At 61.9% G+C, this 24,344-nt stretch carries 18 protein-coding genes and 1 pseudogene; 13 read left to right on the top strand and 6 right to left on the bottom strand.

The genetic code is table 11. From position 1 onward, the window contains the following. Window positions 1-21 precede the first annotated feature (21 nt). From AAN986_RS19450 to AAN986_RS19415, 8 genes are all read left to right on the top strand, one after another. The gene (locus AAN986_RS19450; protein WP_016449631.1) at window positions 22-1,059 is read left to right on the top strand and encodes a siderophore ABC transporter substrate-binding protein; all 1,038 of its coding nucleotides are present in this window, start codon (window positions 22-24) and stop codon (window positions 1,057-1,059) included. A gap of 86 nt (window positions 1,060-1,145) precedes the next feature. Beyond that, the gene (locus AAN986_RS19445) at window positions 1,146-3,668 is read left to right on the top strand and encodes a TonB-dependent receptor (protein WP_047218308.1); all 2,523 of its coding nucleotides are present in this window, start codon (window positions 1,146-1,148) and stop codon (window positions 3,666-3,668) included. 140 nt (window positions 3,669-3,808) lie between these two features. After that, on the top strand, window positions 3,809-4,129 hold the full coding sequence (locus AAN986_RS19440) for a metalloregulator ArsR/SmtB family transcription factor (RefSeq protein ID WP_016449629.1): 321 nt from the start codon (window positions 3,809-3,811) through the stop codon (window positions 4,127-4,129). A gap of 42 nt (window positions 4,130-4,171) precedes the next feature. Then, on the top strand, window positions 4,172-5,704 hold the full coding sequence (locus AAN986_RS19435) for a sigma-54-dependent Fis family transcriptional regulator (protein ID WP_047218309.1): 1,533 nt from the start codon (window positions 4,172-4,174) through the stop codon (window positions 5,702-5,704). Window positions 5,705-5,800: 96 nt separating this feature from the next. Continuing rightward, entirely contained in the window at window positions 5,801-6,976 is a 1,176-nt protein-coding gene (locus AAN986_RS19430; RefSeq protein ID WP_047218310.1) for a DUF4272 domain-containing protein, read from the top strand. 162 nt (window positions 6,977-7,138) lie between these two features. Further along, entirely contained in the window at window positions 7,139-7,696 is a 558-nt protein-coding gene (locus tag AAN986_RS19425) for a sigma-70 family RNA polymerase sigma factor (protein WP_047471487.1), read from the top strand. Window positions 7,697-7,816: 120 nt separating this feature from the next. Next, window positions 7,817-8,923 carry a FecR domain-containing protein gene (locus AAN986_RS19420; protein ID WP_046988654.1) on the top strand — a complete coding sequence of 369 codons (1,107 nt, stop codon included), beginning with the start codon at window positions 7,817-7,819 and terminating at the stop codon, window positions 8,921-8,923. A gap of 111 nt (window positions 8,924-9,034) precedes the next feature. Then, entirely contained in the window at window positions 9,035-11,545 is a 2,511-nt protein-coding gene (locus AAN986_RS19415; RefSeq protein WP_082138083.1) for a TonB-dependent siderophore receptor, read from the top strand. Window positions 11,546-11,563: 18 nt separating this feature from the next. On the opposite strand, the gene AAN986_RS19410 is transcribed toward AAN986_RS19415, so the two are convergent. Genes AAN986_RS19410 through AAN986_RS19400 form a run of 3 tightly spaced genes read right to left on the bottom strand, consistent with a single transcriptional unit; the run spans window position 11,564 to window position 13,742 of the window. Then, window positions 11,564-12,307 (bottom strand): hypothetical protein, encoded by a 744-nt coding sequence (locus tag AAN986_RS19410; RefSeq protein ID WP_047218312.1) that lies wholly within the window; start codon window positions 12,305-12,307, stop codon window positions 11,564-11,566. Then, window positions 12,307-13,101 carry a hypothetical protein gene (locus AAN986_RS19405; protein WP_241150371.1) on the bottom strand — a complete coding sequence of 265 codons (795 nt, stop codon included), beginning with the start codon at window positions 13,099-13,101 and terminating at the stop codon, window positions 12,307-12,309. Before AAN986_RS19405 ends, AAN986_RS19410 begins: the two co-directional genes overlap by 1 nt. After that, a complete protein-coding gene (locus tag AAN986_RS19400; protein ID WP_047218314.1) occupies window positions 13,044-13,742 on the bottom strand; it encodes a hypothetical protein in 699 nt (232 codons plus the stop codon). Before AAN986_RS19400 ends, AAN986_RS19405 begins: the two co-directional genes overlap by 58 nt. Before the next feature lie 122 nt (window positions 13,743-13,864). On the opposite strand from AAN986_RS19400, the gene AAN986_RS19395 reads away from it, so the two are divergent. From AAN986_RS19395 to AAN986_RS19375, 5 genes and pseudogenes are all read left to right on the top strand, one after another. Continuing rightward, a complete protein-coding gene (locus AAN986_RS19395; protein WP_052862696.1) occupies window positions 13,865-14,515 on the top strand; it encodes a S24 family peptidase in 651 nt (216 codons plus the stop codon). A 511-nt stretch (window positions 14,516-15,026) separates the two neighbouring features. Then, a complete protein-coding gene (locus AAN986_RS19390; RefSeq protein WP_156179819.1) occupies window positions 15,027-17,702 on the top strand; it encodes a hypothetical protein in 2,676 nt (891 codons plus the stop codon). 3 nt (window positions 17,703-17,705) lie between these two features. Beyond that, entirely contained in the window at window positions 17,706-20,231 is a 2,526-nt protein-coding gene (locus AAN986_RS19385) for a hypothetical protein (RefSeq protein WP_052862701.1), read from the top strand. Between the two features lie 18 nt (window positions 20,232-20,249). Then, window positions 20,250-20,459: pseudogene (locus tag AAN986_RS19380) on the top strand (transposase); the annotation flags it as partial. A 458-nt stretch (window positions 20,460-20,917) separates the two neighbouring features. Further along, the gene (locus AAN986_RS19375; protein ID WP_047218316.1) at window positions 20,918-21,196 is read left to right on the top strand and encodes a hypothetical protein; all 279 of its coding nucleotides are present in this window, start codon (window positions 20,918-20,920) and stop codon (window positions 21,194-21,196) included. Window positions 21,197-21,223: 27 nt separating this feature from the next. On the opposite strand, the gene AAN986_RS19370 is transcribed toward AAN986_RS19375, so the two are convergent. The 3 genes from AAN986_RS19370 to AAN986_RS19360 form a co-directional block, all read right to left on the bottom strand. Continuing rightward, window positions 21,224-22,327 (bottom strand): porin, encoded by a 1,104-nt coding sequence (locus tag AAN986_RS19370; RefSeq protein ID WP_047218317.1) that lies wholly within the window; start codon window positions 22,325-22,327, stop codon window positions 21,224-21,226. 137 nt (window positions 22,328-22,464) lie between these two features. Beyond that, a complete protein-coding gene (locus AAN986_RS19365; RefSeq protein ID WP_047218318.1) occupies window positions 22,465-23,310 on the bottom strand; it encodes a substrate-binding domain-containing protein in 846 nt (281 codons plus the stop codon). 54 nt (window positions 23,311-23,364) lie between these two features. Beyond that, window positions 23,365-24,339 (bottom strand): tripartite tricarboxylate transporter substrate binding protein, encoded by a 975-nt coding sequence (locus tag AAN986_RS19360; RefSeq protein WP_013803335.1) that lies wholly within the window; start codon window positions 24,337-24,339, stop codon window positions 23,365-23,367. Window positions 24,340-24,344 lie beyond the last annotated feature (5 nt).

Below are 24,344 nucleotides of genomic sequence, written 5' to 3'. Positions count from 1 at the left end.
ATTTTTCAGGAGAGAAAGCCCGTGACCCGTCTGTTCCGCGTTCCCCATCACGCTCCCATGTTGGCCCTGGCTGCTGCCCTGGCCCTGTCGGCCTGCGACCGGCCCGCCAACCCGTCGGCACAGGCCGCAGCGCCGCAGGCGGCGGCCGGCGAGTTCACGCCCGTCACGGTGCAGCACCAGCTGGGCACCACGGTGGTGGAGCGCCCGCCGCAGCGCGTGGCCGCGCTGGACATGAACGAGGCCGACTTCCTCGACCAGCTCGGCGTGCCCATTGCCGGCATGCCCAAGGACTTCGTGCCCCACTTCCTGGCCCGGTACAAGGACGATGCCAACGTGCAGGACCTGGGCTCCATCGTCCAGCCCAACCTGGAGCGCGTGCATGCGCTCAAGCCCGACCTGGTGCTGATCTCGCCCATCCAGGCCAGCGCCTACCAGGAGCTTTCGGGCTTTGCGCCCACGGTTCATTTCGACGTGGACTTCAGGAACAGCGGCACCCGGCACCTGGACACCGTGCGCGATCACCTGCTGACCCTGGGCCGCATCTTCGGCAAGCAGGACCTGGCGCGCGCCAAGGCCGCCGAGATGGACGACAAGGTGGCCCAGGCCCGGCGCGCCACCGAAGGGCGCAAGGAGACGGCCCTCATCGTCATGCACAACAACGGCGCCTTCACCTCGTTCGGGCCGCAGTCGCGCTACGGCTTTGTCTTCAACGCGCTGGGCGTCAGGCCCGCCAGCACGGCGGCCGAGGCCGACCTGCACGGCCAGCCCATCTCCAGCGAATTCATCCAGCAGGCCAACCCGGACATCCTCTATGTGATCGACCGCACGGCCATCATGCAGCGCCGCCCCGGCATGGACGCCGCAGGCATGGACAACCCGCTGCTGCGCCAGACCAGCGCCTGGAAGAACAACCGCGTGGTCTTCGTCGATTCAGAGGCCTGGTACGTCACGGCGGCCAGCGTGACCTCGGTGAAGCTCATGGTCGATGACGTGCTCAAGGGCTACGGCGATGCGCCGGCAGCGGGCGCGGGCCCGGTGGCCGCTGCGGTTGCAAATTGATCGCATTCTCGATTGAGGGTTTGGCTTTCTCGTTCGGAAGACAAGGTGAAACACCCAACGCCTACCCGAATCGAAAGGAGTCCCGCATGGCACTACGCCATCCATCCCGCCCCGCGCACAACGGCGCATCGCGCCCCCTGCCGCACCCGGCCTTTGCCTGCAGGCACACGGCCATCGCCGTGCACATGCTCTGCATGGCGGGCCTGGCACTGGGGGGCCTGGCCGTGGCCATGCCGTCCGCGCTGGCGCAGGCGGCTGCCCAGGGGGCCGCATCTGGAGCCGCCTCCGGGGCGGCACCCGGCGAGGCCCGCCGCGCCTTCAGCATCCCGGCCGGCCCGCTGGGCCAGGCGCTCAACGCCTTTGCCGCATCGGCCGGCGTGGAGCTGACGGTGGATTCCAGCCTGCTGCAAGGCCGCAGCAGCGCAGGCCTGTCGGGCAGCTACAGCGTGGCCGAAGGCTTTGCCGAGCTGCTGCGCGGCCAGGGCCTGCGCGCCCTGCGCGAAGCCAACGGCAGCTACACCCTGGGCCGCGACCGCAACGCGGCAGCGCCCGTGGACGGCGGCGTGCTCATGCCTGCCGTCACCGTGCGCGCACAGGCTCAGCAGGCGCCGGAAGCCTATGCCGGCGGCCAGGTCTCCACAGGCGGCCGCATGGGCCTGCTGGGCGACAAGGACTTCATGGAGACGCCCTTCAACACCATCAGCTACACCGAGAAATTCATCGCCGACCGCCAGGCCCGCGACATCACCGACGTGATCTCGGCCGCCGACCCCACCGTGTTCAGCACGGGCATGACCGGCATCATCAGCGAGAACTACTCCATTCGCGGCTTCAGCTCCAGCATCGGCGATGTCACGTTTGGCGGGCTGTTCGGCGTGGCGCCGTTCTACCGCGCATCGCCAGAAATGTTCGAGCGCGTGGACGTGCTCAAGGGCCCCTCGGCCCTGCTCAACGGCATGCCGCCCGGCGGCTCGGTGGGCGGCACGGTCAACCTCGTACCCAAGCGCGCGGGCGACGAGCCGCTGACGCGGCTGACCACCTCCTTCATGTCGGATGCGCAGCTGGGCGCCCACATCGACCTGGGCCGGCGGTTCGGCGAGCGCAAGCAGTTCGGCATCCGCTTCAACGGTGTGCTGCGCGACGGCGACGGCGCCGTGAACCACCAGGAAAAAGAGACCCGGCTGGCCTCGCTGGGCCTGGACTGGCGCGGCGACCGTGCCCGCCTGTCGGCCGACCTGTACAGCAGCGAGGACCGCACCGACGGCCTGAACCGCGGCATCAACCTGGCCGCAGGCCTGCCCGTGCCCAGGCCGCCCAAGGCCGACACCCTGCTCAACCCCAGCTGGGCCTTCTACGACACCAAGGACAAGGGCGCCATGGTGCGCGGCGAACTCGACCTGGGCGACCGCGTCACGGCCTATGCCGCCGTGGGCACCAGCAAGACCCGGTATCGTTCCACGGGGGCCTACCTGATCCAGGTCTTCAACACGGCCGGCGACTACCGCACCAACCTGGCCGACCTGGGCTTCGAGATGGACAAGAAGTCGGCCGAGGCCGGCCTCAAGGGCAAGTTCAACACGGCCGGCGTGGGCCACCAGTGGGCGCTCAACGCCACCTACTACACGCATACCGACAAGCAGTTCGGCCGCCGCAACGTGCTGGCCCAGGACTGGATCACCAACATCTACCACCCCATCTGGGGCCCGGCCACCAGCTTCAACGCGCCCCCGATCTCGCGCACCGAACTACGGCTGACCAGCATCGGCGTGGCCGACACCCTGTCTTTTGCGCAGGACCGCGTGCAGCTCACCCTGGGCCTGCGCCGCCAGCAGGTGCTCAGCGACACCTTCAACGTGGCCACGGGCGCGCGCACCGCGCGCTATGACGAAGGCGCCACCACGCCCGCCGCCGCGCTGCTGGTGAAGGCCAGCGAGCGTGTCTCGGTCTACGCCAACTACATCGAAGGCCTGAGCCAGGGCGCCACCGCACCCATGACGGCGGCCAACGCGGGCGAAGTGTTCGCGCCCTACAAGTCCCGGCAAAAGGAGCTGGGCCTGAAGCTGGACCTGGGCGACTTCGCCCACACCTTCAGCCTCTATGAGATCCAGCGGCCCAACGGCTACACCGATCCCGTCTCCAACGTCTTCTCCTTCGGCGGCGAGCAGCGCAACCGGGGCGTGGAATGGGGCTTCTTCGGCAACGTGGTCACGGGCGTGCGCCTGATGGGCGGCATTGCCTACGTACAGCCCAAGCTCACCCGCACGGCAGGCGGCGTGAACCAGGGCAAGCTGGCGGCGGGTGTGCCCAGGCTGCAGGGCAAGCTGGGCGTGGAGTGGGACCTGCCCGCCGTGCAGGGCCTGACGCTGACGGCCAACGCCACCACGGCTTCCAGGCAGTACATCAATGCCGACAACTCGCTGTCCGTGCCGGGCCGAACCGTGTTCGACATCGGCGCGCGCTACGTGACCACGGCGGCCGGCCATCCGCTCACGCTGCGCGGCAGCATCACCAACGTGGCCAACAAGGCCTACTGGGCCACGCCGCTGTGGACCAGCCTCGGGCTGGGCGCACCGCGCACCTTCATGCTGTCGGCCACGGTTGATTTCTGAGCGATGACAGGGCGGCTTGCCGTCCATCAAGCCGCACCGAGCCTGCGCTGCCGCCCTGCGGGCTATAAACTAGCCCGGTCGGGCGGCAAAGCATGCCAGCCCCCTTGCCCTCCCGCCGTATACCAGGATGACAGACGCCTATGGACAGCCGCAATGACAGCATGGACCTGAGCGACGACAGCGTTTTCGAGAGCGCTGCGGAGTTGTTCCGTGCCATGGCGGCGCCCGTGCGCCTGAAGATCATCAGCGTGTTGTGCAATGGCGAGAAGAACGTGACCGAGCTGCTCGCCAGCATCGCCACCACGCAGCCCAACATGTCCCAGCACCTGAACACGCTGTACCAGGCCGGCGTGCTGGGCCGGCGCCGTGAAGGCGTCAGCATCTACTACTTCATCGCCAACGAGCAGGCTGCGCAGATGTGCTGCGCCATCTGCACCCAGGTCGCCATCGAGCAGGGCTGAGTGCCGCAGCCTGGCAGGGGCGACTCGGCTAGGATGCCATCCATGCCGCCCACACCCACCCTGGTCCAGCCCCTGCCGCTCGATGCCGACGGCATCCTCGCGCTGGCAGCGCGCTCCATGTTCCAGCTGTTCTCCACCATGAGCCAGGGCATGTTCCTGGCCGACAGGGCGGGGCGCATCGTCTGGGTCAACGAGGGCTACCAGCGCTTCCTGCCCGACCTGGGCGTGGCCTCGGTGGATGAGTTCCTGGGCCACATGGTCGAGGACGTCATCCCCAACACCCGCATGCGCCGCGTGCTGGAAACCGGCGAGCCCGTGCTCATCGACCTGCTCACCAACCGCGCCGGCACCTTCGTGGTCAGCCGCATCCCGCTCAAGGACGATGCGGGCGCGGTCATCGGCGCCATCGGCATCGTGCTGTTCGACCAGCCGGAGACCACGCTGCAGCCCCTGATCAGCAAGTTCGCCGTTCTGCAACGCGACCTGGACGAGGCCCGGCGCGAGCTGGCCGCCCAGCGCAACCGCAGCCTGCGCGTGGCCGTGCAGGGCGAGCGCCGCGCCAAGTACAGCTTTGCCAGCTTTGTAGGCAGCAGCCCGGCCGCCGTGGAGGTCAAGCGCCAGGCGCGCCGCGCGGCCCAGTCGCTCAGCCCCGTGCTGCTGCTGGGCGAGACCGGCACCGGCAAGGAGCTGCTGGCCCATGCCATCCACGCCGCATCGGCCCGCAGCGGCGGCCCCTTCGTCACCGTCAACATCGCCGCCGTGCCGGACGCCTTGCTGGAGGCCGAATTCTTCGGCGTCACCCCCGGCGCCTTCACCGGCGCCGACCGCAAGCCGCGCGACGGCAAATTCAAGCTGGCCGACGGCGGCACGCTGTTCCTCGACGAAATCGGCGACATGCCCCTGAACCTGCAGGCCAAGCTGCTGCGCGCGCTGCAGGAAGGCGAGATCGAACCGCTGGGCTCCAACCAGCTCGTGCGCTTTGACGTGCGCGTGGTCGCTGCCACCTCGCGCGACCTGCCGCAGATGGTGCGCGACGGCCGCTTCAGGGAAGACCTCTTCTACCGCCTGCATGTGCTGCCCATCCGCGTGCCGCCGCTGCGCGAACGCAGGCGCGACATCCCGGCCCTGGTCGAAGTCCTCTCCGAAGAACTGGCCCTGCGCAACGACATGCCCCCGCCAGAACTCCTGCCCGACGCCCTGGCCCTGCTGGCCGGCCAGACCTGGCGCGGCAACATCCGCGAACTGCGCAACGTGCTGGAGCAGGCCGCCATGCGCAGCGAAGACACCGCCATCAACGCAGAACAACTGCGCGAAGTGCTGCGCTCATCCGGCGTGGAACCTGCCGCCCCCGCGCCGGGCCCCGAGACTGCACCCGCCCCGTCCCCTGCCCACAACAGCCCCGCCGACACCGACCTGCTGCGCCCCCTGGCCCAGCAGGTGGCCGAGCTGGAACGCAAGGCCATCACCGCCACCCTGGCCGCCAACAGCGGCAACAAGCTGGCCACGGCGCGCCAGCTGGGCATCTCGCGGGCCACGCTGTATGACCGCATGGCGGTGCTGGAGCTGGGGGGCTGAGTCACCCGCCATCTGCAGGCCGTACCGTGGCCAAGAGGCAGGGCGATTCCTGCTGTTCCCCATCCCGGAGCCCATCCCGGAACCCAGTCCGTGAACATGAAAAACCTCCTTACCCGCCTCAAGACCGCATTCAGCAAGCCTGCCCCAGAGCCCGCTCGCCCACAGGAACACCAGCAACACCAGCAACACCAGCGCCAGCAGCAGGAACCCCAGGCGGATGCTGCAAAGGACGAAGTACTCATCAACGCCTACTGCACCGTCTGGGACCTTCCTGCGCTTGACTTTCCGCACACGCTGGCCGGGCGCCGCGATCTGTCGGACCCCGAGCTGGCACCGCATCTTTCCGGCTTTGTCGGCTATGTGCTGGGGCGCGGCGATGGGCAGATGACGCGCAACCGCTACCACGCCATGCGCCATATCCAGCGCGTACAGCAGCACCTGAGCCTGGGCGTTGCGCCGGAGCAGCTCGATGCCTTTGCCGGCTGGGCGCAGCGCGCCAACGCCATCGCATTTCTGGCGGACGGCAGCATCCGCGACCCGCAGGGCCGCATCCTGCTGGCCGCCAACGGCGCCGAGCCCGATGAACAGGCCGCGCTGCCCTATCCGCAGCAGGCCTGGCAGCGCAAGCAGCGCAGCGAGCAGGCGCTGGCGCAGCGCGGCTTCATGCCATCGGCCAGCCTGCCGCCGCTGATCTCCGAGCCCGAACTGCGCATGCGCGCGCCCGACGAGATCGCCGCACGCGCCTTTGCCCTGCTGGCCGTGGCCGTGCGCGCCGAATCGCTGAACGAAGCAATGAACAGTGGCGAACCGCTCACGCCCGACGAGCTGTTCCAGCGCCTGCCAGCCGCCCAGGCCGCGCTCACCCCCAACGAGCGTGACTTCATTGCCACTGCCCAGCCCTCCGAAGAGGCCATCGCCAAGTTCGGCTGGCGCTACGAAGCCGCGTACTTGCTGGAATGGGCGCTGGGCCTGGTCGATGCGCTGCCGTTCCCCGATGCCATCTGCGACGTGCCGCTCACCTCGCGCGTCCTGCTGCAGGCCGGCGACCTGCAAGGCGCCCTGCATGCCGCACGCATGCGGCCCGACAGCGACATCCTCGACGCCCTGGACCAGCACTACCGCCTGCACTGGATCGTGCGCCAGGCCCAGGTGCAGCAGCAGCCCGCGCCCGCGGGGCTGAACGCCGACGTGCTCATGGAGCGCCACCACGCCCTGAACTGGCTGGTGCGCTTCGAGGGCAATGACTGGGATGACGTGGACACGCCGACCTGAGCACGTGGCATGGCCGCACGGCCGGCCCTCTTTTTATTCCTGTTTGAGATTGAAACTCATTCAACTGTCTATACTCGCCGCTTCGCAGCCCCCGGCACCGCCTGCCGTTGGGCCAAGGCGGCCGGGCATGGCCATCCGTTGACTGATCCGTTGTTGGCTCCCGTGGTCGTACGCTATTACCGAGAACTGCTGAGGTTCCTGCAAAGGGCCGTCAAGGATCGCGACACGGCCGAGGATCTTGCACAGGAAAGCTATGCGCGCCTGCTGGCCGTGCAGCGCTCTGGAGAGGGCATTGCCGAACCGCGTGCCCTGCTGTACCGCACGGCGCGCAACCTGGTGATCGACCAGTACCGCCGCAGCGAGGTGCGTGGAGCGCATGCGCCGCTGGATGCCGGGCCGCAGGGCGCGGAGCAGGCGCAGGGCGCGGATGACCTGGCCGGCCCCCAGGCCTGCGAGCCCGAGATCGCCGCCATGTCCTCCCAGTCCGTGCAAGCGCTGCTGGCCGCCATCGGCGCCTTGCCGCTGCGCTGCCGCGAGGCCTTCATCCTGCACAAGTTCGACGGCATGTCCCAGGCGGAAGTGGCCCGGCACATGGGCATCTCCACCACCATGGTCGAGCGCCACATCAAGCTGGGCATGCAGGCCTGCCGCGCCTGCCAGGACCGCATGGACGGCACGCCTGCGCCCGCCGCATCGCCCCGGCCGGGAGACGCTCGATGAGGCCAGACCTTGCATGGCCTGCGCGGACTGCGGCCTGTGCCCTCACCCCGTATGCCCCGCACGCGGGGTTGGGTTCGCGGCTGTCCGTGCGTCTGCTTCCCTGTAGCCTGCGTCATTCGCATGACTGAACACCTCCCCCCAGCCCGGCCCACCGATGCCAGCCGCAGCGCCGATGCCCAGGCGCTGGACTGGTTTGCGCAATTCAGCCAGCAGCCGCAGGCCGCCTTCGATGATGCGGACTTCCAGGCCTGGCTGGCCGTCGATCCGGACCACCGGGCCGCCTTCGAGCGCTGGCAGGCCGACTGGCGCCGCCTTGATACGCTGCCTGACACCGCCGTCCAGCAGCTGCGTCGCCAACTGGCTGCCGACAAGGCCGCGGACCTGCTCGGGCAAAGGGCGCAGCCACGGCCCGCCCCCGCTGTCCAGCCAGCCCGGCCAGCATGGTCCGCTCCGCTGGCCTGGCTGCGCGGCTGCACGGCCGCCGTGCCCCGTGCCGCGCTGGCGGCCGCCGTGCTCCTGGTGGCCGGTGGCGCGGGCCGCATGGCCTGGGAGCATTGGCAGAGCCGGCCCCTGTTTGTCCAGGACTACGCCACCGGGCGCGGCCAGCAGTTGAACGTGGAGCTGCCCGACGGCAGCCGCTTGCGGCTGGACACCGCCACCCGCGTGCATGTGGCGCTGTACCGCCAGCGGCGCGAAGTGCGCCTGCCCGAAGGGCAGGCCGTCTTCCAGGTGCACGGCGATGCGGACCGGCCCTTCGATGTGCTCGCCGGCAGCGTGAAGGTCACCGTGGTCGGCACCCAATTTGCCGTGCGCCACACGGCCGGCAGCCCGGTGCAGGTGGCCGTGCAGGAAGGGCAGGTGCGGGTGTCTGCGGCCGGCCCTTCCGATGCCGTGCTGCTCACTGCGGGCCAGCAGGTGCAGGCCGATGGCGATGGCCGCCTCTCGGCTGTCGGCGCCGTGCCGCCTGCCGGCATCGCGCCCTGGCGCGACGGACGCGTCAGCTTCGACAACGTGCCGCTGTCGCAGGCGCTGGCGGAATTCGAGCGCTATGGCCCCACGCGCCTGGCGGTGCGCGATCCTGCCGTGGCCGCCATGCGCCTGTCCGGCACCTTCGACCCGCGCCGCCTGGACAACTTCCGCAAGGCCCTGCCCAAGGTGCTGCCCGTGCGCCTGCTCGACCCCCAGGGTGGGGAAGGCGCGCAGACCCTCATCGTCGCCGCGCCCTGAGACGGGCGCTGCGAGTTCCTCAAAAATTTTTCACGGGCGGGTTGGGGTTTTGCCGTGCCGTGCGTCTACCTGAGAAGGATTCGTATTCGCAGCCTTCCGGAGATTTCCCTCATGCCCCGTTCCAGTTCCATTTCCATTCCCGGCTCCATTCCCGGTTCCGTCCTCTTCACCCCCGTCCCGCTGGCCCTGGCCACGGCCTTGCTGCTGGCCACCATGGCCGCGCCGTCCCGCGCCCAGTCCCAGGCTCCGTTGCAGGCGCTGCCTGGCGCGGGCGGCGCGTCGGCCATGGCCTCCGTGCCGGTGCAGATCCGCATCGCCTCCCAGCCCCTGGCGCAGGCACTGGACACGCTGGCCCGCCAGGCTCGGCTTGAATTGATGGTGCAGCCCGCACTGGTGGAGGGCAGGACCGCACCCGCCGTCGAAGGCCGCCTGAGCGCTTCCGAGGCATTGGGCCGCCTGCTGGCCGGCACCGGCCTGTATGCGGAAATCGACGGCAGCGCCGTCATCGTGCGGCGCATGCCCCAGGGGGCGGCCACCGGCTCGCTCACCCTTGCGCCCGTCAACGTCTCGGCCAAGGCAGAGCGCAGCGCCATCACCGAGGGCTCCGAATCCCTGGCCGCGCGCGCCATCAGCATCACCAAGGGCGACCAGGCGCTCAAGGACATACCGCAATCTGTCAGCGTGCTCACGCGCCGCCAGCTGGACGACCAGGGCATCACCGACCTGCGCGTGGCCGCCAACAACGTCACCGGGACCGTGGGCGTCAAGGGCGTGGGGCAGGGCATGGTGCTTTCGGCCCGGGGCTTCCAGATCGACGCCTGGCAGTACGACGGCGTCGCCATCCCCCGCAACAACTACGCCCTGGGCAACTGGGGCACCGAAGGCATGGTCTTCTATGACCGGCTGGAAGTGCTGCGCGGCGCCTCCGGCCTGCTGCAGGGCACGGGCAGCCCCGGCGGTGCCGTCAACCTCGTGCGCAAGCGCGGGCAGACGGAGCGCACCGTCGCCATCACCGCCCGTGCCGGCTCGTGGGACCGCTACGGCCTGCAGCTCGATGCGGGCGGGCCCCTGAACAGCGAAGGCACCCTGCGCGGCCGCGTCGTGCTGGACGAATCGCGCAGCCACTCCTTCGTGGACTACGTCAACGACCGCACGCGCTCCCTGTACGCCGCCCTTGACTACGACATCAGCCCCGACACCACCGTGGGCCTGGGCATCAGCCACTCCGACAGCAACGGCCGCCCCATGATCCGGGGCCTGCCGCGCTTTGCCGATGGACGCGACCTCGGCCTGCCGCGCTCCACCTTCGTCGGCGCCTGGTGGAACCGGGCCAGCATAGAACAGACCACCTTCTATGCCGACCTGGACCACCGCTTCAACGCCGACTGGAGGCTCAAGGTCTCCACCCTGCGCATGAGCGAGAAAAACACCTCCGCCCACCAGCGCATGCACGGCAACGTCGCGGCCGACGGCAGCGGCCTCACCTATGCCAACTGGGTCACCGACTTCGACTCCACCAAGGTCGGCCTGGACGCCTTCGTCAACGGCCGCTTCCAGGCGCTGGGCCTGCGCAATGAAATCACCTTGGGCGCCAACTACTCCCGGTACAAATCCAACGACATGTATGCGCGCACCTTCACGCCGGGCGGCAACATCTTCAACATCGACCACAACCGGCCCTGGCAGAACCTGGACACCATCATGGCCGGGGGCGGGATCAAGACCCTGCCACGGTACGACGTGGAGCAAAAAGGCATCTACGCCAGCTGGCGTGCCAAGCTGGCCGAGCCGCTGAGCGCCATTGCGGGCGCACGCGCCAGCTGGTACGACTACCTCTACAGCGTGCCCCTGTCCAACGCCCGCACCTCCATCACCGCCTCGGGCGAGATCACGCCCTATGCGGGCCTGGTCTATGCGCTCACGCCCCAGTGGTCGGCCTACGGCAGCTACACCAGCGTCTTCGAGCCGCAGTCCGAGCGCACCGTGGCCGGCAACGTGCTGGACCCCATCATCGGCACCAACTACGAAATCGGCCTCAAGGGCGAACTGCTGGACGGGCGCGTCAACACCTCGCTGGCCCTGTTCCGCTATGACCACAAGAACCGCGCCGTCAACGACGTAGCCTCCGGCATGGCCTGCGACGACTGGTACTGCTCCACCGCCTCGGGCAAGGTGCGCAGCCAGGGGCTGGAAGCCGAAGTCAGCGGCGAAGTGCTGCGCGGCCTGCAGCTCATGGCCGGCTACACGTACAACACCACCAGGTTCCTCAGCGACCCCGTCAACCAGGGCAAGGTCTTCAGCACCTGGACGCCCCGGCACATGCTGCGCGCCTGGGCCGCCTATCGCCTGCCCGGTCAATGGAGCCACCTGAACGTGGGTGCCGGCTTCACTGCACAGACCCATACCCTGGGCTATGACCGCTCCTTCAAGGTCCCCGGCTTCGCCGTCTGGAACATGCGCCTGGCCTACCAGCTCACCCCCGAAGTCAGCCTTGCCATGAACCTCAACAACGTCTTCGACAAGCGCTACTGGATCCCCGGCTTTGCCGAGCAAAACGGCAACAACGACTTCGGCGACCCGCGCAACCTCATGTTCACGCTCAAGTACACGCCGCGCATCTGAGAGGCAGGCGGGCCACCGTCAGGCCGGTGCGGTCCTGGCTCCAAGCGTGACAGTGCCAAGCCAACGGCATGGGTGCCATGGCCCGTCGGCATTTTGCAGATGGCAGGACCCGTCGGCTTGCACCTGGATCCGGGTGGGGTATCCGCTGGACCAGGGGATGGTCCAGTCGAAGGGCAGGACCAGCAGGGCCTGGGGCGGTGCCATGGCTTGTATGTCCAGTGGCTGCCACGTGTCGGGTGCAACGCAATCTTCGGTGCACGGCAAAGGCAGTTGCGGCTCGTAGCCCACCACCCAGGCCCAGAAAATGCCGGGCTTGGGGCCGTCACATTCCGGCGACTCCAGCATCAGCAATGCACTTCCTGCCTGCTCCACCGCATGGGCGCAGAGCAAGTGTGTCTCGGCGCATTGCGCATGTGCCTGCACGTTGCAATCGGGCATCAGCACATCGAGGATCTGCGCCATCTCCTGCACGCCGGCAACAGCGGGCAGGTGAGTGGGAAGCTGCAGGAACAGCCAGCTTCGCTGCTCCAGCACCAAGGTGCACCGGCGAACGCACCACCAGACGCCATAGGGGTCGGCCGGGGCAACGGGGTCGGATGCCATCGGCAGCTGTGTCCAACTGGTGTGGCCCGATTCCGTGCGTCTCCTGTATTGCCAGTGCTCATCAAAGCGCAGGCCGCAGATGAGGCGGTGATCGAGACGGATGTCTTCCTGCGGAACCTCCCGCTCACATGGCTCTGGTGCGTCGTCGGGCTTTTGCATTATTCGGATCCGGAAAGGCCGCCGTTGCCAGCGCTGTGGTTGTCCGACTGCGCCACGGTAATGGTCCCGATGCACCGGTACCGGCCCCGGCGGGCATCGATGCCATCCACACCGCACAGCCCTTCGCCATCCACCGTCATCCTCAAGGCGTGGTTCCTTGTCAGGGGAGATTTCGAGCCGAAGGGCCAGATCAGCAGGGCGCGAGGACGCCCGGGCACGTCAAAGGCCGAAGTGCGCTTGGCGCGCTTGAACTTCTCATGCATTTCCACGCCGACCACCCAGGCCCAGAAAACGGGTGGCGCGCCATCGCTCGCATCTTCGGCCTGCAACTGCAGCAAAGAGCAGCCATTGGCAAGCAGCGCATCGGTGCTGCGCAGCAGCGGCGCCTGTGCCGTGCTCTCATCAAGCACCTTGACGTTCCAGTCCGCAAGCATTGCGCCCAGGGCCAATGCCACATCGCCGCATTCCGGCTGCACAGGCAGGCCCGGGGGCAGATGCACGGAATGCCAGGGCATGCGATTGAGCACCGCAACGCACTGGCGCACGCACCACCACGCGCGCTGTGGATCTGCTGCAGCCACGCCGCCTGCGCGGGTTGCCGGCAGTCGCGCCCAATAGCGACGGCCTGACGGCATGCGCGCCGCGTACGTCCACAGCCCGTCAAAGCGCAACCCAGGGGTGAAGCGGTGGGTGACGTGCGCGGTCTCAGCCATGTGGAGCCTTGTCGTGGTGGACTTCAACACAGTGCGGGCCCCGTCAATGGCCCTGCATTGCCGCGTTGCGCGGGCGACCACGTGATTGCGGCAAGGCAGCGGCACTCGCGCCACTGCCCGTCAATGCCGTCCACATCGCAATGCCCGTCGCGGTTCATCTGCACCCGCGCCGCATAGCCGCAGGCCCAAGGCATGCTCCAGCCAAAGGGAATGGCGAGTAGCGCGGCAGGGCTTGGCGCACGGCATGACGGCCATGGCTTCACCGGTGCGGGCCGCATTTTCTGATGCATCTCCACGCCAATCACCCAGGCCCAGAACGTGCTCTGCGGCCGCCGGTGCAGCGCCTCTGACTGCAGTTGCAGCACCGCCCCGCCTCCTGCCATCACTGCCCGGGTGCAGGACTGCATGGACATGTGCCCGGCCCCCGCGCTCAGTTGTACCTGCCAGCGCGGCATCAGCGCGTTCAGGGCCAGCGCCACATCTTCCGGCCCCGGCCGCAAGGGTATGTCTGAAGGCAGATCCACCGACTGCCACATCTCCCGCCGCAGCACGGCAGCGCAGCGCCGCACACACCACCAGGCGCCATGCGGATCGGCCCTGCCCGCATCCGGCTGCCCCAGCGGCAGCCGCGACCAACAGGCCCGCCCCGATGGCGCGCGGGCGGCGTACTTCCAGCGTGCGGCGAAGCGCAGGCCGGGGGTGAAGTGGTGGGTGATGTGCATGGATTCCAAAGTTGCGGCCAATCGCGATGGCTGATGAATTGGTAGATTTCTTAAATTAATACAGCAATGCTTTATTAAATCAAGTATTGGTTTGTATCAATTGTTAAAAGCAGAATTCAGCAATGCTTGAGAAAACAGCGAAGCTGATGCGGGTCAGACTGGAGGCCGCGTTCGCCCGGTGGCAGCCTGTGGATGGCAAGAAAACCAAGAAGCGCCTTGCCGAGCTGTGCGAGAAGGAGTTGGGCGTCAAGTGCACTCCCCAAGGCGTCAATGGCTGGTTCAAGACGGGCCGCATGGACAAGATGTGGCTTTCCGTGGTCGGAAGAATCCTGAACGTAGACCTGCTTTTGGACGTTGATGTTTCCGCAGATGCGGCGGCCTCGGCCGTGGGGCGCGCCTATCCTCTGAGCTTTACGGGACCGTCTCGCCGCCGGAGGATTCGCCTCGTGGAGTTCGGAGACGACAGCCCTTCACAGGGTGCTTTCTTCCTTCAACTCGATGGCGACTCCATGTTCCCCGAGTTCCGCGAAGGTGACCGTGTGCTGATCGACCCTGCCGTCACGCCGCAGCCCGGCGACTATGTAGCCGCCAAGACCGGAAAGAATGAAACCCTGTTTCGCAAATACCGGCTGCTCGGCCACGATGAAAGTGGCGAGGAGGTTTTTGAGCTGATGCCGCTCAATCAGGACCATCCCGTCATGCGCAGTGACAACTACAAGCTTTCCGTGATTGGAACCATGCTGGAGTTGCGGCGGAAGTTTCCGCGCGATTGAGCAGATCTTTGGCTTGCAATGCAACACTAATCCGTGACGGAAAGATAGGGCGCCCGCGCAGCGACATGAGGCTTACCAAATTCACTATCAGAGGGGCAATTTTCTCAACGCCTCCTTGCAGGAGGTTGGTTTGCGTATGGACTCATTGCTGGCTATATTTATATTTCTTCAGAGTTGACATCGATCTCGTCCTGCGGCGGCGTTTCGATGGTCAAAGAAATTATTCTAGCTCGTTGCCTAAATAGATGCTTCTTCATACCGGCTTGCCAGCAACTTTGGCGTTGAAATCGGCCACGTGTCGTCTGCTATGGTGTGAGCGAGGCTTACTTAGGAGAGCTAATGCTGCACCAAAGCGTAGTTTATCCGAGATTTGAAGGAGATATTGCGGCACATGGATTTTGTCAAATTTCACTAATCGGGTGTAAATCTTTTTTGGCCTAATTTTTCCATAAGTTTTATTGAAATTGCATTCGTTGGTATTTAAATTAACCTCAAAAATGGAGATATTTAGTTGAATAATCTGTTTAACAATGGTGAAATTGGTTCGATTCTTATCAAGCTTGACCAGGGGGAGAGTACGAAATCTTTTCCTACTGAGGAGTTGATTAATAGAAGGCATTATCAATCACTTCGAGAGCAAATAAAGGTGCATCTCGAAAGTACCGTGTTGTTATCAGATTTATCAAAGCACTCTAGATTTCCTTTCGGCAGTGGATGGACTCAGTTCGTTGATGGCTCTAGGGGTGCTGGTAAGTCCACCTTCTTGAGCTCAGTTAGGAAGGCGTTGACTGAGGATTTAGAGATCAAAGATAAAATGATGTTCTTTGATATTATAGATCCAAGTCGTATTGAGCACAGCCAAATGCCTCTGCTTGTTATATTGCAGACGATTCGGAAGAAGGTTGACTTGGTGATTGGCGATAGGCGAAAGCTCGGTGAAAATTCATTTTATGAGGACTGGCGTAGAGCATTTAGTCGGGTGGCTGGCGGATTGAGCTTATTTGCCAAGGATTTTCATCCTCTAGACGATTTAGATCCTGAGCTTTTCCTTGATTGGGGGTTGGAGCGTACAAGTGATAGTATTAGATTGAGGGATGGATTGCATCAGTTGTTTGAAATCGCCTGTCGCATCCTCAATGTGCGTGCTCTAATTCTTGGGTTTGATGACGCTGACACAGACTCTACATTGGCTATACCGCTTCTGGAAAGTATTAGGAAATACTTAGACACGCCGCATGTAATGGTGTTGGTGACAGGTGACTTGGAGCTTTATTCCTTGCTTATGCGGCAACGTTTTGGTAAGACGGTTGTGGGAAGGTCAGATGCTGCTGTTGATCTTCAACGTAGTTCAAAACAAGGAGATCGGTCGGCTCAGTATCTAAGAATGATCGACCATTTGGAAGAGCAATACCTGCTTAAGATATTTCCTATTCGTCGAAGACTGCAATTACAGTCTCTTTGGAATGTGGGAACACGTGAAGAATGTCGAGTGACTCACAAAGATTGGGGAGAGGCTTCATTTTTAGTCAAAGATGTGGTTGATGCACTGATTAAGCACGGCTTGCGTGTTAAAACCCAATCAGATGTTGATCAGTATACCGAATTTTTGCTTAAACAACCTTTGCGAACTATATTGCAGCTAATTGAACGATGTGCTCCTTATCTTGTCGGTGAAAAATCAAAGAGACTGGACTCGCTGAGTTGGTCTCCTGAGTTAACACAAGCATTGAGTCGTTCATTGCATGCACTTGCGTTGACCAGTTTGTATAAGCTGTCTATTGATACAGATGCTATTGCAGAGAGGGAGTTGCCAGCCTTAATACAAGCCGTTTTTGATCTCTCGCTTCAAGATGGGGATATAGATACGGCGCCATATTTGCGTCCTATGTCCGCTGACCTTAATATTAAGGCTTGTTTTGCAGCGCTTGCGTCAGAAGTTCCTAATTTTTGTGCCCAGAACCCAGGAATGGCTATTAAGTATCTTTTGCGCGGGCCGGGTAGCGTTTCGCTTTACTCTTTTGCGCAGGAGAACCTTAAATCAGGTGGATCTTTTAGGTCAATAGATCCTGTTCATACATTTACGTCTTATATGGGTGTCGGGCGTAAAGAAGATGGACTTGATTGGGCTCGGCATGCTACTGCAGTCGTAGCGCAGCCCTATAGCGGAAACTACAAGGGGAGGGTTGTTGCACCAGGTGTCGTTGGTTTGCGTCGAAGGAGTCGGGTCGGTGAGGTGACTGCTGGTGCTGCTATAAAACAAATTGCTTCTAAAAAAGATAATGGGATGTTGCCTGTATTTGCTCTCGGCATGATACATGTTGTCAGTGAAACAAATTCAAGAACTTATGCTTCTATCTACACAATCATTGGATTGATTGAAAAGCTACTTTCGCATCAGTATAGGGGAGGGGGTGAAGTACGCACGGTATTTGAGCGCGTATACCCTGCAGTATCGGTGTCAGCGCCAAGCTGGTCCCTTAAAGGAGGTTCAACGCTCGAGGTTGAAGATTCGGATGGTGACAATGAAATAGGGGCACTCCAAGCGGACCGCGATGCTCTTTGGTTAAAAATTGATAATTGGTTGAAAAATATGGAGGATGTATCAAAAAATACATTGCCCTCTGCGATTCTTTTGGGGAAAATTTGGACAAGAATTTATTTTAGCTTGCAAAATGTTGCGGGCGATATGAAGGTTCCTAGATTTGGTTTCGCTTCTTTAATGGAGGTATTTGCTCTTTGTGTCATAAACGCCTTTCTGGTTGAGGAGGCGGAGCATCACATGCACAGCACATCCAAAGGGCAATCGGGTTCGATTAGGGTTGATCGAAGCAATCCTCGAACGTCTGCAGAGCGGTTTGTCCAAAAATTAAAGGTTGGTGAAAGCTCGTGGCTATCCAGAAGTGATTTTCCACTTACCGCCGTAATGGCTACATGCCCGTTACTTTTGGGGCTGCTGGATAGGCGAAAAGGTTATGCTGCAGTTTTATTAAATTTATTTAAAAAAGGTTATACGGAAGATAAGATTAATGAGCTTTTGTGTCCAGGTGAGAACTTTGATATTTTGGAAACAGTCTCAATTGCTGGGGGGAAAGGAGATGACGATGCAGAGATGGCAGAAAATTTAAAAAAGAAAAAAACAGTTGAGAAAACTGCAACGGGAGTAGAGCTTAAAGGTTCGGAGTGGTAATTTATGAGTGCTCAAGCTGCTTCAATTAGTTCGCTACTCTCTACAATTTTGCTTTCAGATTTTCGTGTTTTGCATCTCTCATGGAAAACACCATTTGTTAAAAATTTGGCATGGGATGAATTACGGGCGCCAGTATATTCTGCGTATCAGCCGTGGGCTGCACGTTTTCCAGATCACGTGTTTGACTCCGCATGGCGATTTCTAGAAATGCAGCAGAAATCTGGGAGCTGTATTCTCTTGGCGACACTCAATGCGCTGATTGACGAATATTTGGAGCTGAGACATGGGGAGGTGCGGATAAAAAGTAAAAATATAGGAGCTTGGCAGCAAGGAGTGGTTAGTAGAATATCCTCTGTTCCGATGCAGGCTATTGCTGATATTACGTTTGATGCCGGGGTGTATGGAAAAATCGAATCATCTGCACGATGGAGAAAATCTCATGAAAAAATCAGCACGCCGTGGGCTCGTCAAATCATGCCGTTATTACGTCCAGACAATGCTGTGCTGAATGACTATATTGGGCGAGAGGGTTTGCATGAAACTCACCTCCATTTGAATGGGAGCACGCATGCTGAGATTTGCTGGTTACGTGCTCTGCGTAATACAATGGCAGAAACCCATGAATTCGTTACCGCTTGGAGCAATCAGAAGAACTTTAATCTGGTTCGTGATTTGGTGGCACAAGCAAATCCAGAGTTGACGCCTAAGGTGTTTCATGAGCATCTGCGTGTGGCTGGTCGATTACGTTCTTGGCTGCTGGCCATTACTGAAGATAGGATTGCAAATCAAGCCTTGTTGCCTTCATGCTGTCGAAATTTGAATGAGGCGACAGAAGATGAGTGGTCTATCGGTCTACTACGGCATTCGCCATCGTGGAATGACGTCTCAGACATTACGGACGAACTTACGTGGATGGCTAACCTCTTTAAAAGGTTGCAATACCGTCCTAATGTCCAAATATCTCGAATGCTGCACGCTTATTTACTTTTGGCAAACGAGTATTATCGGTTGCTGGTGCAAGGTGAAATGCAATACGGCTTCGATCAGTTCCAGAAATTTACTTTGACTGGGCTTCGAGAGCCTGAAGAAAAAGAGTACCGCGCAAGATTTCAGGCGATGCATGGATCTAATTTAAAAATGAGTAAGATCGGATTCTTGGAAGGGCGGTTTGCCCCAAAATTCACTTACTTAAAAACCTGTAGGCTATTTCGATCTATATTGGGCGGATATTATAACTATTTGTGCGATGTCGGTGCGATCAAAGGGGCATCTGTAAAAAAACACAAGTCACTTTCCGTCTTATTGACCGATCTTGATAATTTCCTTGAAATGAGGTCTGACTCGCCGCGGGGATTCCACCGGCTGGCTTTAGTCGCACATTTTATTAAGCAAGATTGGCCGCCTAAAGAAAAGGGGAAAGCCGGACCATTTAGACACTATCCTCTTGTAGTTCAATTGCGTCAATCTATGGTGGTACTGTTATCTGTACTTGGTTGTTGGCCCAGTCTTAAGACCTGGGTTCGAGGTGTAGATGCCGCCGCTAACGAATTGCATGCTCCTCCGGACGTTTTTGCCCCTGTTTTTCGGGTCTGCAATAGGGCAGGTCTCACTCGTAGAACTTATCATGCTGGTGAAGATTTTCGTCATTTGCTCTCAGGGATTGCGACGATGTGGGAGGCGCTGGAAATGCTAGATCTACGGGATGGCGATCGTATTGGTCATGGTACGGCAATGGGAATAAATCCAAGATTATGGCTTGGTCGTATGCCCGCATCCCTGATATTGCCTCGCGGAGAATGGATGCTTGGTATATTAGCCGCTTGGCAACTACTCCGAGATGTCCCTGAGATGCAGTCTTGTGTACATCGTCTTAAGCGGGAGCTGGAAAATATTGCGAACGAAATATTTAAATGTTCACTAACTGTTTTTGACTTGGAGCGTGCCATGGCTCTTCGAGATCTTAGTCGTATTGAATTGATGAATTATTTTCGTTTTAATGGTGATCTACAAGAGGCTACAAGTGAATATTGGAAGGATGAGATTTTTCTCGTCCATCGCGCAAGCATTGAGCAACCGGAAGCGTTCCAACTTATTTGGAGATGGCTAAGTGACGCGGAGGTTCAGAGACGAACAGATGAGTTAATCTCAAAGGAGGCGGATTTCATTGATGCTGATGAATATATCTGCTTGCAACAGGCACTGATGCGGCATGTGGCGAAACGTGGTGTAATTATAGAGACCCTTCCGTCTAGTAATGTTCGAATTAGTCAATATCATCACATTGATGAGCATCATTCTTTCCGTTGGATGCGTATTCCTGGTTATCTAGAGGAAGGCGATCCAGAGATAATGGTTTGCCTTGGATCTGATGACCCAGGTATTTTTGCGGCGGACATCGAGACTGAGTTTCATTTGGTTTACGCATCTCTAAGAAAAATTGGCCTCAGCGATTCAGAAGCCCTTGATCGTCTTGGTTCATTGAATGAGCGTGGGAGAGTATATCGTTTCCATCATCCTCTATTATCATAGATATAAAATGTACGATTAGAGAAGGCGGCGCTCGTTCGCCGAACCTACGAACAGGGCATGAGCGTGTCATTGGTCGCTCGGCATGAAGGCGTCTTGGCTGGACTGCTGTTTCAGTGGCGCAAGCTCGAATGTCAATGTGCTTTGACCGCCGTCGCGCTGGCGAGGCAGCCGGCATCCGAGCTGGCGGCTGCCTGCGAGGAAATCGCCAAGCTGCAGCGTGTATACGGGGACAACATCAGACAACGGCATGGCCTTTACAGGGCAAGAACGCTTTATAGGCGGTGTCCCTGACACAGGCATCGATCATGTTTTAGAGCGCTTTTGCAAGTTCAATGGCATCGAGAAAAGGCATACCAAGCCTTACCACCTATGAACGAACAGCATGGCCGAGCGCATGAACCGGACCATCAAGAAAACCACGATCACGGCGTACGGGTACGAGGGTCTGGAGCAGCGACGGGGCATGTCCCGGCATCCGTTCAAAGCTACAACTTTGTCAAGCACTTGAAGGCGCTCAGGCGAAGACACCATTTCGGGCGATGTACGAGGCAGGGGGAAAAAGATCCGAGTCGCCTTCGACTTCATCCACACTATCTCACTGCGCACTGAACATATAAAGAGCTTCTGATCTCGCTCTCTCGATCCGACAGAGTTCTGAAGCGCGACAACTACAAGAAAGGCAGTTGATGAAAACCGTATTGCGAAGGGGCGCGATCATGGCGTTGCTGGCAACTCTGGGATGCAGCCAGTCGCCGAGTGGGCAATGGGAAGCGACGCAAAGCGTCGATGTTCTGCTGAAAAAAGGCGATCCACAGACGGTGGCATTTGTCCTCAACGCAGGGGACGTTTGCGCACTCGGCCAGCAGTGGAGCTTTGAAAAGGAGCTGCGTTACAAGGAAGTGATCTGCCCCCAAGGCAAGGGCTGGATCACTTCCGACACGCCGTTCAAAAAACTGAGCGGCTGAGTTGGCAATAGAGGCTCGCAGCGCCCCTCAGAAACTATGCATCAACCCCGCAGTCACCCCCGTAGCCACATCTTTGTTCTGCCCGCCCTGAAACCCTCCGCTCCAATGCGTGCGGTCCAGCTCCGCATACAGCTTGCTGCGGCGTGACAGCTTGTATTCCGCAAACAGCAGGGCGCGGGTGTAGCCGTCTGCGGCGCGGCCGCTGCGTTCGCGTTCCACGCGGTACAGGGCGGCAGTCAGGTCCAGCGTGCTGCGGGCCGACCAGGTGGCGCCCAGCGAGTGCACGCGCTGCACGGTGCGGCTGGTGGTGGCGTTGGTCTGGCCGTCGCTGCGCGCGGTGCTCAGCGCAAGGCGCAGGTTGTCCCATTTGTAGCTGGCGCCCAAGGTGGCGGCTTTCAGCTCCCACTGGTCTGCGGTCTTGAAGCGCTGGTAGGCGCCGGAGACGGTCCATGTCTGCGTGCCATAGGCCAGGCCCGCGCCGGCCGATGAGCGGGCGGAGCCGCCTTGCGCCGTCTCGCCAAAGCTGTACATGGCGCGGGCGGTGAGGCCGCCGAAGCGGCCGGTGTACTTGACCGAGTTGTCCAGCCGGTACGAGCCCGTGGTGGCGCCCGCGCTGCCGTATTCCACGCCCAGGCCGTGGCTGCTCAGGGCCGCTGTGGCGATGTTGGGGTTGAAGGCGGCGAAGCGCATGCCCACGGGGTCCACGGGGCTGATGGCATCTGCCAGCAGGTTGGTCTGGCGGCCGGCCGTGACCTGGCCCCAGTTGCCGCCCAGGCCCACGATGGCCGCGCGGTCGAAGAATTTGCTGGAGTTGGCGGTGGTGCCGGTGTCCAGGTTCAGGCCGGTTTCCAGGTTGAACAGGGCGTACATGCCGCCGCCCAGGTCTTCGCGCCCGCGAAAGCCAAAGCGGCTGGTGGTGTTGACGCCGCTGGACAGCGCGGCGCCCGAGGTGTTGCTGGCCGCGTTGGCGGCGGTGAGGCCGCTGGTGTAGCGCACGCCGGTATCGGCAATGCCGTAGAGCGTGATGCTGGATTGCGCAAGGGCGGACAGCGGTGCGGCGGCGAGGGTGATCAGCACCAGGGTTTTGGTGTTCATGGGTGTGGCGAGGGTGATAGGGCTGGGCAGCGGCATGCCGCAGCAGTGCCGTTGCAGCGCCGCTGAATGGAGGTCGAACCGGGGAGGGGTGAAGGCCCCCTGTGTGTCGAGGGCCCTGAGGGCCCTGAGGGCCTTGAGTGCCTAGAGAGCCTTGAGGGCTCGTGGGCCTGCCGTCAGGGCTTGGCCGCCGGCTCCATGCCGGTGCTGCGCACGATGGGTGCGGCGGCGGGGGCTGCCAGGAAGCGGATCAGGTGGCGCGCCGTGTCAGGGCTCTTGGCGCCGGTGGCCACGCCTGCGGAGAAGAAGACGCGCTGCTGCACTTCATCGGGCAGGGGGCCGACGAATTCCAGCTCCTTGAACGGCAGCAGTTCGCTGACCTGCTGGAAGCCGATGTCCGCATCGCCACGCAGCACCACGGCGCCCACTCGCTCGCTGAGGATGCGGGTGGCCTTGCCCTTCATCTGCTCGGCCACGCCCAGGCGCGGGAACAGTTCGTTGGCCAGGTAGGTGCCGCTGGCGCTGGCCGAGTAGGCAACGGATTTGGCGTCCAGCAGGGTCTGCCTGAGCGCGTCCACGGTTCTGATGTCGGGCTTGGGCGTGCCCTTGCGCACGCTCATTCCGATCATGGAGCGCGCCAGGTCCACGCGGCTGCCCGCTTCCACCTTGCCTTGCGCTGCCAGGTTGTCCAGGGCCGAGTCGGCGAGGATGACCACGTCGAACTGCTCGCCCCGCGCCAGCCGGCTGGGAATGGAGTCCTGCGCATTGCCCATGGAGGCGCCACGCGAGGTGACGACCTTGTGGCCCGTGGCCTGCTCGTACAGGGGTATCAGCTGGTCATAGGCGGCAGAGAAGCCGCCCGAGGTGACCACGCGGATTTCATCTGCGGCGGCGGTGGAGGGCGCGGCAGCGCCCAGGGCCAGGCCCAGGCTGAGGGCCCCGCCCAGCAGCGCGCCCAGGGTGCGGCGGCGCAGGGTGGATGGCACGGGGGACTGCAGGGGGGTGGAACGGATGGCGGTCATGGTTTGTCTCCTGGTTTTTTATGGTTGGGGAACGGCTAACGGCTGGCGAGGGAATCAATCGGCGGTGATTTTTCGCTCGCGGATGATGCGGCCCCACTTGGCGTGCTCGGCGGCAATGAACTGGCCCAGTTCTTCGCGAGTGCCCGGGGCGGCGGTCTGGCCGTGCTTGAGCAGGTTGTCGCGCACTTCGGGGGTGTTCAGCACCTTGACCAGCTCGGTGTTCCAGCGGTCCAGCAAGGGCTTGGGCGTCTTGGCGGATGCCACGAAGGCGTACCAGTTGGTGGCGTTGAAGCCGGGGAAGCTTTCGGCCACGGTGGGTACGTTGGGCAGGTAGGCCGGGCGCGTGAGGCCCGTGGTGGCCAGCGGGATGAGCTTGCCCGATTCGATGTGGGGCAGGGCCGTGGGCGGGGCTGCGTAGAAGGAGGTCACGCGGTTGCCCAGCACGTCCTGCAGGGCGGGCGCGCCGCCCTTGTAGGGCACGTGCAGGGTGTCGATCTTGGCGACATCGTTGAGCAGTTCACCGGCCAGGTGCGATGCGGAGCCGGGGCCGGTGGAGGCGAAGTCCAGCTTGCCGGGTTCGCGCCTGGCCTTGGCCACGTATTCGCCCAGGGTCTTGATGCCGGTGGCGGCCGGCACGACGAGCACGTTGGGAAAGTTCACGCCCATGGTGATGGGGGCCAGGTCCTTGAGCGGGTCATAGCCGATCTTCATGAAGTGCGGCGCAATGGCCAGCGGGCCGATGGAGCCGAAGAGCAGTACCGAGCCGTCGGACGGGCCATTGGCCACCTGCGTGTGGGCCAGGTTGCCGCCTGCGCCGGGCTTGTTTTCCACGACCACGCTCTGGCCGATGTTCTCGCCCAGCTTCTTGGCGATGATGCGCGCGGCAATGTCGGCCGAGCCGCCTGCAGCAAAGCCGACCACCATGACCACGGGTTTCTTGGGGGGGAAGTCCTGGGCCTGGGCGGTGCCCACGGCCAGGGAAAGAAGGGCTGCCAGGGCGCCGCCCGCGATCAGTCTGCGTTGGTGCATGTCGT

Origin of the sequence: Delftia sp. DS1230, from assembly GCF_040112715.1 — a bacterium.
In the GTDB taxonomy this organism is placed as follows: Bacteria; Pseudomonadota; Gammaproteobacteria; order Burkholderiales; family Burkholderiaceae_C; genus Comamonas; species Comamonas tsuruhatensis.
This window is presented reverse-complemented; position numbering and strand designations above follow the sequence as displayed.